Genomic DNA, 15,163 nt, shown 5'->3' on the forward strand with positions numbered 1-15,163 from the left:
CCTTTCTACGGTGTTGATGGCATGGGGTATGGATGTCAAAAAAAGTGAAGTGCATGGCATGGCGCAACGTGGTGGATGTGTTACAAGCCACGTGCGATTTGGTAAAAAAGTTTATTCTCCTTTGGAGAGAAAAGGTAACGTGGATATACTCCTAGCTTTTGAGAAACTAGAGGCAATCCGGTATTTGGACTTTCTGAAACCCAACTCGAGGCTAATTTTAAATGATCTTTCCATTTACCCACCTGCAGTCAATATGGGAGAGATGGATTATCCTGCGAACATAATCGATTTTTTGAAGGGGAAGTTCGAAGAAGTTGTGGTTGTCCCCGCACAGAGCCTCGCATCGCAAGCTGGTCATACGAGGTCAGAAAATGTAGTTTTACTTGGGGTTTTATCGCGGTGGCTGGAACCGGAAGAGAAAGTTTGGGAGGAAATTCTACAAAGCTTTTTCCCAGATAACCTTGTGGAGGCAAACATAACTGCCTTTCGTCTGGGTAGGTCCCTTTTTGATAAGTTCTGAAGCCTTGACTGAGATTCTTAAGCGCTTAAATTATTAAAAAATCTTGGACTTTTATAGGAGGTTATGGCTGAGGACTATTACAAGATTCTAGGTGTCGACAAAAATGCCACTTTAGATGATATAAAAAAAGCCTACCGTAAACTCGCCCTAAAGTGGCATCCAGACCGTAATCCCGATAATAAAGCTCATGCTGAGGAGATGTTCAAGAAGATCTCCGAGGCATACGCGGTGTTAAGCGATCCTGAAAAGCGTGAACAGTATGACAGATTCGGTTCTGCTGATCGGTTCCGACAGGCATACACGCAGGAAGAAATTTTCAGGAATTTCGATTTGGGAGAAATACTGCGGAGTTTTGGATTTTCCTTTGGAGGAGGCAGCTTCTTTACAGGAACAGGTAGGAAAAAAACTGGTACGCGCACAGGATTCGATATATTTGAAGAATTTTTCCGGGGTACTGGTGAAGACTATACTGTTCCCCAAAAAGGCCAGGATCTTCACTATAACCTTTCTATAACACTGGAAGAATCGGTTTTTGGAGTGGAAAAAAAACTAGCCATTCAAAAAGAAAATCGTGTTGAAGAAATCACTGTAAAGATCCCGCCAGGCATAAGCGCAGGGAAAAAACTCAGAGTAGCCGGCAAGGGAGGACCGGGCTACAACGGTGGTCCTCCTGGAGATCTATACCTAAACATAAACATCTTACCGCATCCCGTTTTTGCCAGAGACGGTAACGATATTTATTTAGAAAAGACCATCACTTTTTCCCAAGCAGTTCTCGGTACAACAATCGAGGTTCCCACAATTGATGGATCTATAAAACGCTTAAAAATACCCCCGGGAACACAGAACAACACTAAGCTCAGAATGAGGGGACTGGGTGTACCTTCACTCAAGGATGGGACAAGAGGCGATCAGTACGTAAAGATAAATGTTGAAATTCCAAGGAAATTAACAGACAAACAGTTAAAGCTGATCCGGCAACTCCAGGAGGAAGGCCTATGAGGTCAGTTATCTAAAATGTCGCATAAGAAATGTTATGTAAACTTTCTATAAAGCCCATTCAATTAACACATCTCCCCACATCCCCACCGCATCACCTATTACTACAACGACACCCATAATCCCTTCTATTTTTTTCGCCTCATTCAAAGTCTTTGTTATATCCTTTCTATCCTTAACCATGTTACCTAGATATGAAGCAACCGCATCAGCCAAAGCAGCGGACTTAGATATAACACTCACAGCGTCTGCTTTTCCAAAGCTCAGAGAATGTCCAACTGTCCCAGATGAGGTACAAACCCCCACAGGCATGTGCTCTTTTTTTATCGTTATGTTCAATCTATTGCTTAGAGGTGATTCTCCCGCATAAATACCGACTTTTGTTTCCCTCTGACAATCTATATATATATCACCACCATTCTCTACAATAACCTCTCTGCTGAACCTCCTCAGTTCTCGACCTACAAATTCTGCTATGGCACCTGCAACTGCTGCCATAGGACCCACTGAGGCTTCAATTCCCGCTCTTAGCATAGTTCTCACAATTTCAGGCGCGATAGGGTCGTATGGCAAAGGAGACAGAGAGGTCAGAAACAACGGCTTTTCCTTTATATACTCTTCTATCTGTCTCCTGTAGAAAAAAATGGCCTCTTGAGCTTCGCTTTTCAGATAGCTCTCAGCCGCTATCCAAAGATCGGTCTCTTTCACACACGCTTCGAATGTTACAAGGTGGCTGGGTGATAAGTGCCTACGGTATATCCGTTCACGATAATCAGTGGATGTGCGTTTCATCAAATCTCACAACAAGGTTTGAAATCTCTCCTTCAGATAAACAGTTCTTCACATGAGAAACGTCAAAATACAAACTATTACCCAGAAAAATGACAATCTCCGTTTCGCCATTCAGAAGATGGAGATATCCGAGATAAACCCCCCCTTCTTTTTCGGAAAGATCCTTAATTTTTTTCAGTATAGCAGTGTTTACATCTGGAGCGTTAATGTAAAAGTGTACAGCTCCAACGCCTATATTCCTTAAAGCTGAAATTAATGGCATTGCTTCATCCACCACCACATGGGTTGCTTCTTCCGATACATCAAGGGTTCCTCTAACAAATAAAGGTTCATCGAGATTGAAAAGATGTCGGGATTTTCTATATACCTCCGGAAAAAATATAAGCTCAACTGTCCCCTGGAGATCCTCAAAGCTCACATAAGCCATAACCTCCATTTTCCTTGTTGTTATCTCCCTTACATTCGCAATAATACCCACCAGACAAACTTCCTGTTTATCCTCCATAGTTTGAAGCTGAGAGGTATCGGCGTTCTTAATCAAAGGCAACCATTCTTTAAAACGAAGCAACGGATGGCCAGTAATGTAAAAACCCAAAGTTTCCTTCTCGAAAGATAAAAGCTCTCTGTAGTCCCATTCAGGAAGATTTTCAATTTCATACAATGGATTAACCGAAGCACTTTCAGGCTGCTCATTTAGATCGTCAAAGAAGCTCACCTGTAGACCTTCCCGCGGCTTGTTATGGTTCATGTGCATGATTCTCTCATACGACGCCAGCAGTGAGCGACGAGTATACCCGAGAGAATCAAATGCCCCGCATTTAATCAAACTTTCCATTACTCTTTTATTTACCCGACGAAAATCCACGCGGGAACAAAAATCAAGGAAAGATTCGAACTTTCCGTCACGCTCCCTTGCAGATATAATAGCCTCCACAGCGCTACTACCCACGTTTTTTACCGCTGCCAATCCAAAACGGATACTGTCACCAGAAATGGTAAAATCGATGTCCGACTCGTTTATATCAGGAGGAAGTACATTTATTCCCATTTCTTTACACTCGTTTATGTGCTTTATCATTTTATTCCTATTGTCCTTCTCACTTGACAAAAGAGCTGCCATAAATTCAACTGGATAGTGAGCTTTTAAATAGGCGGTTTGATAAGATATCATGGCATAAGCTGTGCTATGCGATTTGTTAAATCCATACTCAGCAAACGTTTCCATTTGTTCCCATATTTTTAAAGCCTTGCTCTCAGGTATCCGGTTCCTCTTCGCTCCAGCCAGGAAACGAGGCTTCTCTTTTTCCATCTCCTCCGGCTTTTTCTTGCTCATTACCTTTCGCAAAGTGTCAGCTTCAGCCATAGTATAGTTACCTATGGTAACAGCTATCTGCATAACCTGCTCTTGATAAACAATTACGCCATACGTCTCCTTTAAAATGTCCTCAAGTTGGGGAACCTCATAGGTTATGGGCATCTTCCCAGATTTTCTAGCAATGAAATCCGGTACCATTTTCATCGGTCCCGGTCTGTAGAGGGCAATGAGAGCTATAAGATCCTCTATGCAATCCGGTTTCATATTCACAAGAATCTCTTTCATTCCTGCACTTTCCAGTTGAAATATGCCATCCGTACTCCCATTCTGGAGAAGTTCGAAAGTTTTTTTATCATTCAGAGGGATCTTATCGAGATTAAGAACTATCCCCTTATTATTCTTTATGAATTCCAGTGCTTTGTTAATAACTGTCAATGTTTTCAAACCAAGAAAGTCAAATTTCGTAAGTCCTACTGCCTGCAGATCGTTCATTGCGTACTGCGTTATAATTTCATTCTTAGAACTTCTAAAAAGGGGAACTTTTTCCACGAGTGGTACATCCGATATTACCACCCCAGCTGCATGTTTAGATGCATGTCTGTGCAATCCTTCGAGAGCCTTGGAATACTTTATGAGTTTTGCTATTTTTTCACTCTTAACCATTTCTTCACGTAGACGAGGTTCCGCCTCAATGGCTTCGTCAAGGGTTATATCAATCCTGTTGGGGATCAGTTTCGCTATCCCATCGACTTCACTATAGGGGATGTTCATCGCCCTGCCCACATCTCTAATCACAGCTCTCGCCTGCATCTTTCCAAATGTTATTATCTGCGCAACATGATCACTGCCGTATTTTTGCGTAACATAATTAATGACCTCATCCCTGCCCTCCTGACAGAAATCGGTGTCAATATCAGGCATGCTGATGCGATCAGGATTTAGAAATCTTTCAAAAAACAACCCGTACCTGATGGGATCAATATTGGTTATACCTAAAGCATACGCTACCAGACTTCCCGCCGCTGAACCCCTCCCCGGGCCTACAGGGATTCCTCTTTTCTTCGCGTAATTTACAAAGTCAGCCACTATTAGAAAATACCCTGAAAACCCCATATCTTTTATCATCTCAAGTTCTTCATGTAAGCGTCTTTCGTATTTTTTGCGCAAGTCAGGCTTCTCTTTAAACTCGGATTTCTCATTAAACAATCTTTCCAGTCCTTCACGGGCAAGTTTCACTAATTGCTCATCTAATGTTAACCCCTCTTCTGATTTAAACTTTGGTAACTGGTACCTACCAAACTCTAAACTGAGATTACATCTCTCTGCAATGTAGACAGTGTTTTCCAGAGCCTCTGGACAGTACGAGAAAAGACGCTTCATTTCGTCGGGAGAACGAAAATAGAATTGATCGGTTTTGAACCTCAAACGATCTTCGTCCTCCACTGTCTTCCCCGTTTGAATGCATAAAAGGATATCATGTGCGACAGCATCCTCTATGTTCAAATAATGACAATCATTAGTCGCCACAAGGGGTATCCCCGTTCTACGACTGATTTCAATCAACCCCTCATTAACCTTCCTCTGTTCTGGGATACCATTCTCCATCACTTCAAGGAAAAAGCAATCATCTCCGAAAATTTCTCTGTAATATTCGGCACATGTAACAGCTTTTTCATGTTCACCTTTAAGGATTAAATCAGGTATTTCTCCGTGCAAGCACGCGCTTAAAGCGATGAGACCTTCACTGTGTTTCTTTAGAAGCTCTTTGTCCACACGGGGTTTATAGTAGAAACCTTCTAAATATGAGGCTGTTGTAAGGCGGATGAGATTTTTATATCCCTGTTGATTTTTAACCAGAACCACGAGGTGTCTCGATGTTTCGTTCCCCTGGGGTACGTTCCTGTCAAACCTGCTTCCCGGGGCTACATAGAGCTCGCACCCAATGATAGGCTTCACACCAGCTTTGTAAGCCTGCTGATAAAAATCAATGGCACCAAAAATATTGCCATGATCTGTGATTGCACAAGCAGGCATTTGATATTCTCTGGCCCTTTGGAAGAGATCTTTAATTCTGATCATCCCGTCCAGAAGACTGTACTGTGTATGAACATGAAGATGTACGAAGTCTGCGTGTTTCATATTGATCAATCCAGCCAATAATTGGGGGCTTCCTTGGTTATAATAACATCGTGAACGTGGCTTTCTCTCAAACCTGCCGATGTTATACGTATGAAACGCGCTTTTTTGTGCATCTCCTCGATTGTACGACATCCTATGTAGCCCATGCCAGCCTTCAATCCACCTACCAGCTGGTGAATGCTAGCCGACAGAGACCCTCGAAAGGGAACTCTCCCTTCAATTCCCTCAGGAACAAGTTTAACTGTACCTTCCAACTCATCTTGATAATAACGATCCCTGCTTCCAGCTTTTAACGCTTCCAGAGAGCCCATTCCCCTGTACACTTTGTAGCTCCTTCCCTGGTATAGCACCGTCTCCCCAGGACTTTCCTCTGTTCCTGCAAATAATGCTCCTATCATTACTGAATGGGCACCTGCTGCCAGAGCTTTGGTGATGTCCCCAGAAAACTTGACACCCCCATCAGCTATTACCGGTATGTTGTATTTTGAAGCGACTTTGTAGGCGTCCCTTATGGCTGTCATCTGTGGTACACCTACACCTGCGATGATTCTTGTTGTGCATATAGATCCGGGTCCAACACCCACTTTTACAGCATCAGCCCCCGCTTTGATTAAAGCCTCGGTTCCTTCTGCCGTAGCAACATTTCCGGCGATAACATCTACTTTCGGAAAATTAATCTTGGTGTCTCTTACAGCATCAAGAACCCTTTTCGAATGTCCATGGGACGTATCTATAACGATGACATCCACCCCTGCGCTGATAAGAGCTTGAATACGCTCCTCTCTATCGAGCAAACCCACAGCTGCTCCTACCCTCAGTCGACCTAATGCATCCTTACAGGCATTGGGATACTGCTTCAATTTCTCTATATCCTTGATAGTAATCAGCCCTTTCAGATTGAAATCATCATCCACAACAAGGAGTTTTTCTATTCTGTGCTTATGCAGCAACGCCTTCGACTCCTCAAGGGTTATGTTGCTACGCACGGTTACCAGATTTTCCTTCGTCATTACATTAGCCACCGGCTGATCAAGATCAGTTTCAAATCGTATATCTCTGTTTGTGAGAATACCAACTAACTTTTTACCTTTTACAACAGGTACTCCCGAAATCCTGTATTCGTTCATCAACCTCAGTGCTTCGTATACCTTCTGCTCCGGTTCCACCGTGATAGGATCCACTATCATACCGCTTTCAGATTTTTTGACCTTGTCTACCTCTAGCGCCTGGCGTTCTATACTCATATTCCTGTGGATAATACCTATACCACCCTCGCGAGCCATACAAATCGCCGTTTTCGATTCCGTGACAGTATCCATGGCAGCGCTAATCAATGGTATACGGAGGATGATATTATTGGTCAACTTAGTAGTAGTATCAACCTCTCCTGGAAGAACATCACTCTCCGCTGGAACAAGGAGTAGATCATCGAAAGTAAGGGCCTCCCTTATTGGTTCTTCAAACATTTTTTCACCTCAAAGTTTTTTACTGATTTTTCTGTTTAAGATAGAAGCGTTGACCCTTTATCTGAAGATAAAATCGATTTTCGTCCGCATCAAATTCAATGAAATTCGCTATTTGATAGTAGGCAGCTCGAGTGAACCTGGCCGGAAACTTTCCCGGACAAACCTTACAATACAATACATTATCTTCTCCAATCTCCAGAGTTTCTGGATCGAGTGTCTCTATAGTATCGTCAGAGAGCAACACCCTAAATCCCTCAACATACCCATCCCCTTTGCCAACTTGATACACAGCCTTTACCACATACGCCGTATCCTCCACATCTATGTAACAACGATCATTAGGAAATTCAATTAAGTAGCGACCACACTCATCCATTTTGAGATGTTTGTAGAATAGGTTCACTATATCTTTCCGAAACATCTCGGCTCCTCTGTAGTACCAAACACCATCTTTATCAATTCTTATATCACTTTTTGTAACATCCACCATTTTTCCACTCAAAAACTCCTTCTGCTATCCAAAAGGATCGTGACTGGACCGTCGTTCACAACATCTATCTTCATATCTGCCTGAAACTCACCCGAACCTATCCTCCCTGGCAAACTATTCTCCGCACGTTTCAGAAAGTACTCATAGAGCCTTCGAGCAAGTTCTGGCTCCTCTGCTTTAATAAAGGATGGGCGTCTTCCCTTACTGCAATCGGCCAGCAATGTGAATTGTGATATAATCATCATTTGGCCATTCATGTCAAGGAGCGAAAGGTTCATTTTTCCACCTCTGTCTTCGAAGATCCTCAAATTCAAAATCTTCTGCAGTAAATAATCAGCATCAGTTTCTTGATCACCTTTCTCAACACCAAGAAAAACAATAACACCCCTTCCTGTCTCGGATATCAAAGATCCGTCCACATGCACACTCACTTTATCAACTCTCTGGATAACCGCCCTCATAAAGCCTTACACCTTCCAAAATTTTCTATACATGTTAGCAAATAACGTTTTCCGCATTCAAGCAACCATTAGTTCCACTATTCAGTCAAGGGATAACCATCAAAGAGGGGATACCGGTAGTCTACAAGGCAGGTTACCCACACATTTGCCAGTTCGTCTTTCCATATCTCAGGTACAGATTTCTCTACGGTTTCTGTTGAACGCGCGAAAACATCATCAAACAAAGTTATTTTACCTTTTTCACTCTTTTTTATACCATATTTAAAAATGTTCCTTCTTTGGGGAGAGATCTCCATAATTGTCTCTCTTGTAGCAAAGATTTCACTATTGTTCGCCAGATGAGACAGATAGATCACATGGCTCATAATACCTCCACTACAGTTAACATCTGATGGTAAAAAATTTCTTCCATCCAAAGAAATGTATTTTCCATGGGAAATCGCTATACCAAAAAATATATCATATCCGATTTTTTTTCCCCATTCCTCAAGGATACTCATAATGTTCTGCCTGAGAGCAAATGCACACCTCAATGTCCTCTCTACATATTCATCACTTGAAAAAAACACGGATAAAAAAGTGTGCATCATATCCTTGATAAACAGACCCCCAAAATTAGCAACTGTGCTCTCGAAACTTTTTCGCACAGTATTCATAATCGAGACATAACCCTCAGGTAATACCCTACGACAGACTTCATCTCCATTCTGTATCGCTAAACCGAGCACACAAATGTTTACCCACTCTCCCGCCAAAAAACAAGTCGATGCTTCTTTAGCCTCCCAGGGAGTTATTTTGTTGAATTTTTCCACTATTTTGTCCATAGTTAAACCTTTTCTTTTAAGGTCCCTAATCTCTTTAATGCGATCAATTACCCAAACGGGAAAATAACCAAGTCTCCTAATCTGACCATGTCCCTTCACGCATTTCCTAACGTCGGGCACCGGAACCAAACCAAACTTAATGTAATTGTTTAATGTGGACCTAGATATACCCGTAATTGCTAAGACTTCTCTGCTCGAAATAAAATATCTATCCATAAATTGATCACCCAATTTGATTGTCCAATTAGAGTTTTCAAACATATTTTTGATTAAAAATCAATCAATTAGACTGTCTAATCTAAGGTAATAGATGAAGAAAAAATAATTCTTGCTGAAGATTTGTTTCTTGTATATAATATGAGTCTAATTTTCTGGATTAACCATTAATGATTTCTGCCGCCCAGTTAATGACCCATTCCCGAACTGTTATAGTACTTCTTTTTTTACTATTTTTCTTACCCTCACACTCCTATGGAAATGACAGATACACGTTAAAACTTTTAGAAAACGTTGAGGTCTTCACTTTGAAGAATGGTATAAAAGTCATTCTTCTGGAACGGAATACATCTCCAACAATCTCCTTCTACATCAGGTTCAAAGCTGGAGCGGCAAACGACCCTGCGGGAAAATCAGGAATGGCGCATCTCCTTGAACACATGTTGTTCAAAGGTACAAAAAGTATAGGTACTGTAAATTATAAAAGGGAAAGAGAGGTTCTTAAGAAAATATATAAAGTTGGGAGCGCTATCGATCGAGAACGCATGAAGGGTGAGCTGGCAGACAAAGACAAAATAGTCCTATTGCAAAGAAAACTTGAAAAATTGAATCAAAGGCACAGGAAACTCTACCGTTCAAACGAAATCGACCGAATATACACGGAGAATGGAGCCGAGCATTACAATGCAACCACAGGCCAGGACCTCATCACTGTTCATGTCAGTCTCCCCTCTAATCGTATGGAGGTATGGGCGCGTATAGAGTCCGATCGTATGTTCAACACTGTTTTCAGAGAATTTTACCAAGAAAGGAACGTCATACTCGAGGAACGCAAACAAAGAATAGAATCACGACCAGAAGGCAAATTGATGGAAAAATTCTACGCAGAAGCTTTCACTGTCCACCCATACAATAGGCCGATCATAGGCTACCAAAATGAAGTTGCATTCATTACACCCCACGATCTTCAAAACTTCTACAGAGAAACCTTATCTCCAGAGAAAACGATAATCACTGTCGTAGGAAATTTCAAATCATGGGAAGCTAAAAAAATAATACACAAATACTTTGGAAACCTAAAGACGAGTTCAGTAGTGGAAAAATCAGTAATTCTGGAACCTCCCCAGAAGAGTGAGAGGAAGTTTTGCCTGAATAAAATAGATGCAAAACCCCTTCTCGTCATAGGTTATCACAAACCAAACCCACCTCACGATGATGATTGTGTTTTTGATGTAATATCGACCATACTTTCAAGGGGAAGGTCTAGTCGGTTCTTTCAGGAAATCGTAGAGAAGAGAAATCTCGCAGAATCGGTAATAGCCATAAACGGCCTGCCAGGAGAGAGATATCCAAACTTATTTGTCATCTACGCCCAACCGCGAAGTTCCACAAAAATAGATGATCTCGAGAATGCTATATACTCCATTCTAGAAGATTTAAAAAACGGAAAAATCTCACAGGAGGAACTCAACAAAGCAAAAAATTATCTCCGGGTCGATGTCCTCCGATCACAAACAACAAATGAGGAAATTGCTGACATGCTCTCGTATTATGAGGCTCAAGTAGGCGATTTCAGGTACATCGAAAGATACCTACGTAGACTCGATTCAATTACACTAGAGGATTTGAGACGAGTTGCCCATGCTTATCTAAAGCGAGATAACAGAACAGTGGGGATGATCGCACAACGTAACTGAAGAAAATCATTATGACAACACGCAAGATCTTATTGATGACATTTGTGTCTGTTCTCTTCTCCCTTATTGGTACTACAGAAACCTTCCCTTGGATGGAACAGTACCGCCATCCAGACACGTTCTCCTTCAAACCTTTGAATTTCGTCCCCCCTAAGCCACACAGGTTCGTTCTAAAAAATGGTCTTACTATTTTTGTTATGGAAGATCACACCGTACCTCTCGTAGATATTCAGATTACCATAGGTGCAGGTTCATATTTTGAGCCAATCGGCAAAGAGGGTCTAGCCGAACTTACAGCGGAGGCGATAAAAACTGGGGGAACCAAAACGTTACCTCCACGCTCAGTAGACGAATTTCTCGATTTCACTGGAAGTACTCTTAAAACATCTGTGTCATATGAGATGGTAACATTTTCACTGAACTGTCTCCGCGAGGAATGGAAAAAGGGGATTCAGTTACTCTATGATATGATGAGTGCCCCCCTTATGGATGAAACACGTATTAAACTATCAAAAGAACTAATGATAGAAGATTTACTGCGTTTAAAGGATGATCCCTGGAGATTATCGTTCCGAGAATTCACTTGTGCACTATACGGATCAGACCCCAGGGGCAGAAAATCAACCCCAGAATCTATCAAAAACATAACGAGGGATGATCTTCTCAGTTTTCATCAGGAGTATTTCTATCCTGAAAACATGATCATTGCCATAACAGGTGATGTGACTGTATCAGAAGTCGCTACCGAATGTGAACGTCTTTTTGGTGGTCTAAAGTTGACAGGAAAGAGCAGAAAAGTGACTCCTCCCCCAGAAAAGACAAAACCTGGCATTTACTATGTAATAAAAGAGCTACCTCAATCAATCATAATAGCCGGTCATATTGCACCCGGCAAAAGTGATTCCTATTACTTCCCATTTAAGATACTCGACTTAATAGTTGGAAGTGGAGGTTTCACATCAAAGCTCACCCAAGAAATAAGAACGAGCAAAGGACTGGCTTATTCTGCTGGAAGCTTCTATAAAACCCGAGCTCATCACGGTGTATTCGCAGTATATGGCGCCACATCAAATGATAACACAGTAAAGGTGTTGCGCCGTATTATAGACATTCTTTCAGCAATAAAAGCAGGGCAGATCTCAAAGGTCGAAGTAGAAAAAACAAAAAAAACTTTTTTAAACAGATTTATTTTCGAGTTTCAGACTCCGAACCAGATCACTTACAGAGAATTAGTGCGAGAATTTTATGGACTTCCCGAAGATTTTTATAAAGTGTATCCCCTCCGCATTGAATCGCTGAATTTAAACGACATTATAAAAACAGCACAAGTTACAATAAAACCCACTGAATTAACAATACTCGTATTGGGTCCTGAAAGATACCTAAAACACCTCAAGGAGATTTTTAAAAACACATATGAATGCAGGGTTGTAGTACCTTGACAAACTGAACAAAAAGAGGGTAAAAGCAAAACATGTTTGATTACAATGTGTTCCGTAATTTATCAGAAAAAATTGAATCATACAGGAATGAAATGATCGACCTCCAAATTGCTTTGACTGCTATACCGGCTATTTCACCGGATAACGGCGGTGAGGGGGAGTATGAAAGGGGAAGGTTCATAAAACATATACTCGATACTATCCCCTTTGATCAGTGTTTTGAGATAAATGCCCCCGATCCCAGAGCAAAAGGGGGGTACCGTCCCAACATAATCGTGCGGCATAACGGCAGAAACAAAAGAACAGTATGGATTATAACTCACATGGACGTAGTTCCTCCTGGAAACCTAGATCTTTGGAAAACTGACCCTTTCAGAGCTGTTATTCAGGATGGAAAAATCTATGGTCGGGGCGTGGAGGATAATCAGCAGGACCTCATATCTTCACTTTTTGCAGCTCGGGTATGCTGTGAAGAAAAAGTGACTACACCTAACGCTGTGGGTCTTATTTTTGTCTCAGATGAGGAAACGAGAAGTCTGTATGGACTGGACTACGTATTGATTAATGAGAAAAATCCTATTCAGAGTGATGATATAATATTAGTGCCCGATGCAGGAAACAGCGATGGCACACTAATAGAGGTCGCCGAAAAAAGTATCCTATGGCTGCGTATTCATACCAGTGGAAAACAGTGTCATGGGAGCACTCCCCATCAAGGAAAGAATGCACATTTGGCAGCCTCACATCTTATTGTGCGTCTTCACAATGAACTCCATAAGTGTTTTGATGAAATTAACACCCTTTTTGATCCACCGGCGAGTACGTTCGAGCCCACAAAAAAAGAAGCCAATGTACCAAACGTGAATACAATTCCTGGCGATGACGTGTTTTACATGGACTGTCGGATACTACCCCAGTACGACCTGAAAATGGTTCTGGCGAAAATAAAAGAGGTCGCAAAAGAAATCGAAACGATCTTCGGAGTCTCAATTGAGGTAGAACCAATCCAGGAACTTCAATCCCCACCACCAACTTCTACCGATGCGCCAGTGGTAAAAGCCTTACAAAAGGCGATCCGAGAGGTGTACTCTGTTGAAGCCAAACCGCGAGGTATAGGTGCAGGAACAGTGGCTGCGTACTTGAGGAAAAGAGAATTTCCCGTAGCTGTGTGGTCCCGCACTGAGCATACCGCTCACCAACCAAATGAGTTTTGTTTAATTGACAATATGGTAGGAAATGCAAAGGTTTTTCTCCATTTATTCCTTCAGGATTATTAGAAAGGAGGGAGACTGTTACTAAAAAAGGAACTATGTGTGTAGAAAAGATTGTTTTCTCTGACCACACATTACTCAAAGTTCTATACGGTGAACACGACAAAAATCTACGTCTTATTGAAAAGCTAGATGGCGTAAGTATTGGGGTAAAAGGCAACGTTCTATCCATAAGTGGTGACCTCCCTTCTGTAAAACTCGCCAAAAATCTCCTCATGCAACTTTATCATATAGTTTCCAGGGGTTACCCTCTTTTTCATCAGGACGTGGATTTTGCACACCGGATGCTGGCTGAAAACAGCGAGGTGAACCTTGAGCAGATATTTCTAGATAAGGTCTTTATCTCATCGAAAAAACGAATAATTACACCCAAAAGTTTAGCACAGAAAGAGTACATTGAAGCCATACGAACCTGCGATATGGTTTTCGGAATAGGGCCAGCTGGCACTGGAAAAACTTATCTAGCTATGGCCATGGCCGTTTCCTATCTCATGGATAAAAAAGTGGACAGGATCGTGCTCGCAAGACCTGCAGTTGAAGCGGGCGAAAAACTTGGGTTCCTTCCAGGTGACTTAGCGGAAAAGGTAAATCCATACTTGAGACCCCTTTATGATGCCCTGTACGATATGATTGACTTTGACAAGGCAACCTCTCTAATAACCAGAGGAGTTATAGAGGTAGCACCCCTTGCTTTTATGAGAGGACGAACCCTCAATGATGCTTTCGTTATACTAGACGAGGCTCAGAACACGACGTCTGAACAGATGAAAATGTTTCTGACACGCCTCGGTTTCGGATCCAAAGCTGTGATTACTGGAGATGTGACTCAGATAGATCTGCCAGTGGAGAAACAGTCAGGGCTTATAGAGGCGGAACAAATATTAAAGAACACTAAGGGGATACGCTTCGTGTACTTCACAGAGGTCGATGTAGTTCGTCATCCTTTAGTACAGGAAATAATAAAAGCTTATAACAACCTTGATAAACGGCGACGTAAACGCGACGAGGGTTAATATTTGGGGTCAAAAAACAATATTTTTATAGCCAATTATCAACGGAAATTCAAGCTTAACAGGCGCAAGATCCTAAAAATCATCGACCAAATCCTCAATCTACTCCAGATCAGAAATAGCGAAATAAGTGTGCTTTTCCTTGATGACGAAAAAATAAGAGAGTTGAACAGATCATTCCTAGGTCGTGATCGACCCACAAACGTTATGGCTTTTCCTCAAAAGGAGGGCGAATCGCCGGAGACACAGTACAATCTACTGGGCGACGTGGTCATATCCGTGGAAACGGCATCAAGAGAAGCCCATGAAGCAGAGATACCTCTTGAAGACGAGTTAACATATCTGCTGATACACGGTATTCTACATCTTCTCGGTTATGATCACGAAAGTGGAGATGAAAAAAACGCCAAATTGATGAAGGACAAAGAATTTGAACTTTTCTATATGATCAAGGGATACGAACTGGAATAACCCACAGGATCATATCAACAATGCCTCCTAAACACTGTAATTTGGGATAA

The 15,163-nt window shown here is 41.8% G+C and carries 13 protein-coding genes; 7 read left to right on the forward strand and 6 right to left on the reverse strand.

Features of this window, described 5'->3' with window-relative positions; translation table 11 throughout:
* Window positions 1-520: indolepyruvate oxidoreductase subunit beta (locus tag N2317_07135; GenBank protein MCX7817267.1), on the forward strand; the 520-nt coding region annotated here is incomplete at its 5' end.
* A gap of 63 nt (window positions 521-583) precedes the next feature.
* A complete protein-coding gene (locus tag N2317_07140) occupies window positions 584-1,522 on the forward strand; it encodes a DnaJ domain-containing protein (protein MCX7817268.1) in 939 nt (312 codons plus the stop codon).
* Window positions 1,523-1,567: 45 nt separating this feature from the next.
* On the opposite strand, the gene N2317_07145 is transcribed toward N2317_07140, so the two are convergent.
* The 6 genes from N2317_07145 to N2317_07170 form a co-directional block, all read right to left on the reverse strand.
* The gene (locus N2317_07145) at window positions 1,568-2,311 is read right to left on the reverse strand and encodes a UPF0280 family protein (protein MCX7817269.1); all 744 of its coding nucleotides are present in this window, start codon (window positions 2,309-2,311) and stop codon (window positions 1,568-1,570) included.
* On the reverse strand, window positions 2,292-5,765 hold the full coding sequence (locus tag N2317_07150) for a DNA polymerase III subunit alpha (protein MCX7817270.1): 3,474 nt from the start codon (window positions 5,763-5,765) through the stop codon (window positions 2,292-2,294). The genes N2317_07145 and N2317_07150 overlap by 20 nt, the downstream gene beginning before the upstream one ends.
* Window positions 5,766-5,770: 5 nt before the next feature.
* The gene (gene guaB / locus N2317_07155; GenBank protein ID MCX7817271.1) at window positions 5,771-7,231 is read right to left on the reverse strand and encodes an IMP dehydrogenase; all 1,461 of its coding nucleotides are present in this window, start codon (window positions 7,229-7,231) and stop codon (window positions 5,771-5,773) included.
* A 19-nt stretch (window positions 7,232-7,250) separates the two neighbouring features.
* Complete coding sequence (locus tag N2317_07160; GenBank protein MCX7817272.1) at window positions 7,251-7,733, reverse strand: DUF1285 domain-containing protein; 483 nt, start codon at window positions 7,731-7,733, stop codon at window positions 7,251-7,253.
* The gene (dtd, locus tag N2317_07165) at window positions 7,730-8,182 is read right to left on the reverse strand and encodes a D-aminoacyl-tRNA deacylase (protein ID MCX7817273.1); all 453 of its coding nucleotides are present in this window, start codon (window positions 8,180-8,182) and stop codon (window positions 7,730-7,732) included. The genes N2317_07160 and dtd overlap by 4 nt, the downstream gene beginning before the upstream one ends.
* A 77-nt stretch (window positions 8,183-8,259) precedes the next feature.
* A complete protein-coding gene (locus N2317_07170) occupies window positions 8,260-9,222 on the reverse strand; it encodes a MerR family transcriptional regulator (protein ID MCX7817274.1) in 963 nt (320 codons plus the stop codon).
* 308 nt (window positions 9,223-9,530) lie between these two features.
* On the opposite strand from N2317_07170, the gene N2317_07175 reads away from it, so the two are divergent.
* Genes N2317_07175 through ybeY form a run of 5 tightly spaced genes read left to right on the forward strand, consistent with a single transcriptional unit; the run spans window position 9,531 to window position 15,113 of the window.
* Window positions 9,531-10,919 carry an insulinase family protein gene (locus N2317_07175; GenBank protein ID MCX7817275.1) on the forward strand — a complete coding sequence of 463 codons (1,389 nt, stop codon included), beginning with the start codon at window positions 9,531-9,533 and terminating at the stop codon, window positions 10,917-10,919.
* Between the two features lie 11 nt (window positions 10,920-10,930).
* On the forward strand, window positions 10,931-12,361 hold the full coding sequence (locus N2317_07180) for an insulinase family protein (protein MCX7817276.1): 1,431 nt from the start codon (window positions 10,931-10,933) through the stop codon (window positions 12,359-12,361).
* A 32-nt stretch (window positions 12,362-12,393) separates the two neighbouring features.
* Window positions 12,394-13,638 carry a M20 family metallo-hydrolase gene (locus N2317_07185; GenBank protein ID MCX7817277.1) on the forward strand — a complete coding sequence of 415 codons (1,245 nt, stop codon included), beginning with the start codon at window positions 12,394-12,396 and terminating at the stop codon, window positions 13,636-13,638.
* A 32-nt stretch (window positions 13,639-13,670) separates the two neighbouring features.
* A complete protein-coding gene (locus N2317_07190) occupies window positions 13,671-14,645 on the forward strand; it encodes a PhoH family protein (GenBank protein MCX7817278.1) in 975 nt (324 codons plus the stop codon).
* Between the two features lie 3 nt (window positions 14,646-14,648).
* The gene (gene ybeY / locus N2317_07195; protein MCX7817279.1) at window positions 14,649-15,113 is read left to right on the forward strand and encodes an rRNA maturation RNase YbeY; all 465 of its coding nucleotides are present in this window, start codon (window positions 14,649-14,651) and stop codon (window positions 15,111-15,113) included.
* Window positions 15,114-15,163: the final 50 nt, after the last annotated feature.

Source organism: Syntrophales bacterium (assembly GCA_026417625.1).
GTDB lineage: Bacteria > Desulfobacterota > Syntrophia > Syntrophales > UBA8958 > JAOACW01.

Coding starts and splice junctions, on each gene's coding strand:
- N2317_07190 (MCX7817278.1), top strand. CDS start 13,671: ATGTGTGTAGAAAAGATTGTTTTCTCTGACCACACATTACTCAAAGTT.
- N2317_07140 (MCX7817268.1), top strand. CDS start 584: ATGGCTGAGGACTATTACAAGATTCTAGGTGTCGACAAAAATGCCACT.
- N2317_07150 (MCX7817270.1), bottom strand. CDS start 5,765: ATGAAACACGCAGACTTCGTACATCTTCATGTTCATACACAGTACAGT.
- N2317_07185 (MCX7817277.1), top strand. CDS start 12,394: ATGTTTGATTACAATGTGTTCCGTAATTTATCAGAAAAAATTGAATCA.
- N2317_07180 (MCX7817276.1), top strand. CDS start 10,931: ATGACAACACGCAAGATCTTATTGATGACATTTGTGTCTGTTCTCTTC.
- guaB (MCX7817271.1), bottom strand. CDS start 7,231: ATGTTTGAAGAACCAATAAGGGAGGCCCTTACTTTCGATGATCTACTC.
- dtd (MCX7817273.1), bottom strand. CDS start 8,182: ATGAGGGCGGTTATCCAGAGAGTTGATAAAGTGAGTGTGCATGTGGAC.
- N2317_07170 (MCX7817274.1), bottom strand. CDS start 9,222: ATGGATAGATATTTTATTTCGAGCAGAGAAGTCTTAGCAATTACGGGT.
- N2317_07145 (MCX7817269.1), bottom strand. CDS start 2,311: ATGAAACGCACATCCACTGATTATCGTGAACGGATATACCGTAGGCAC.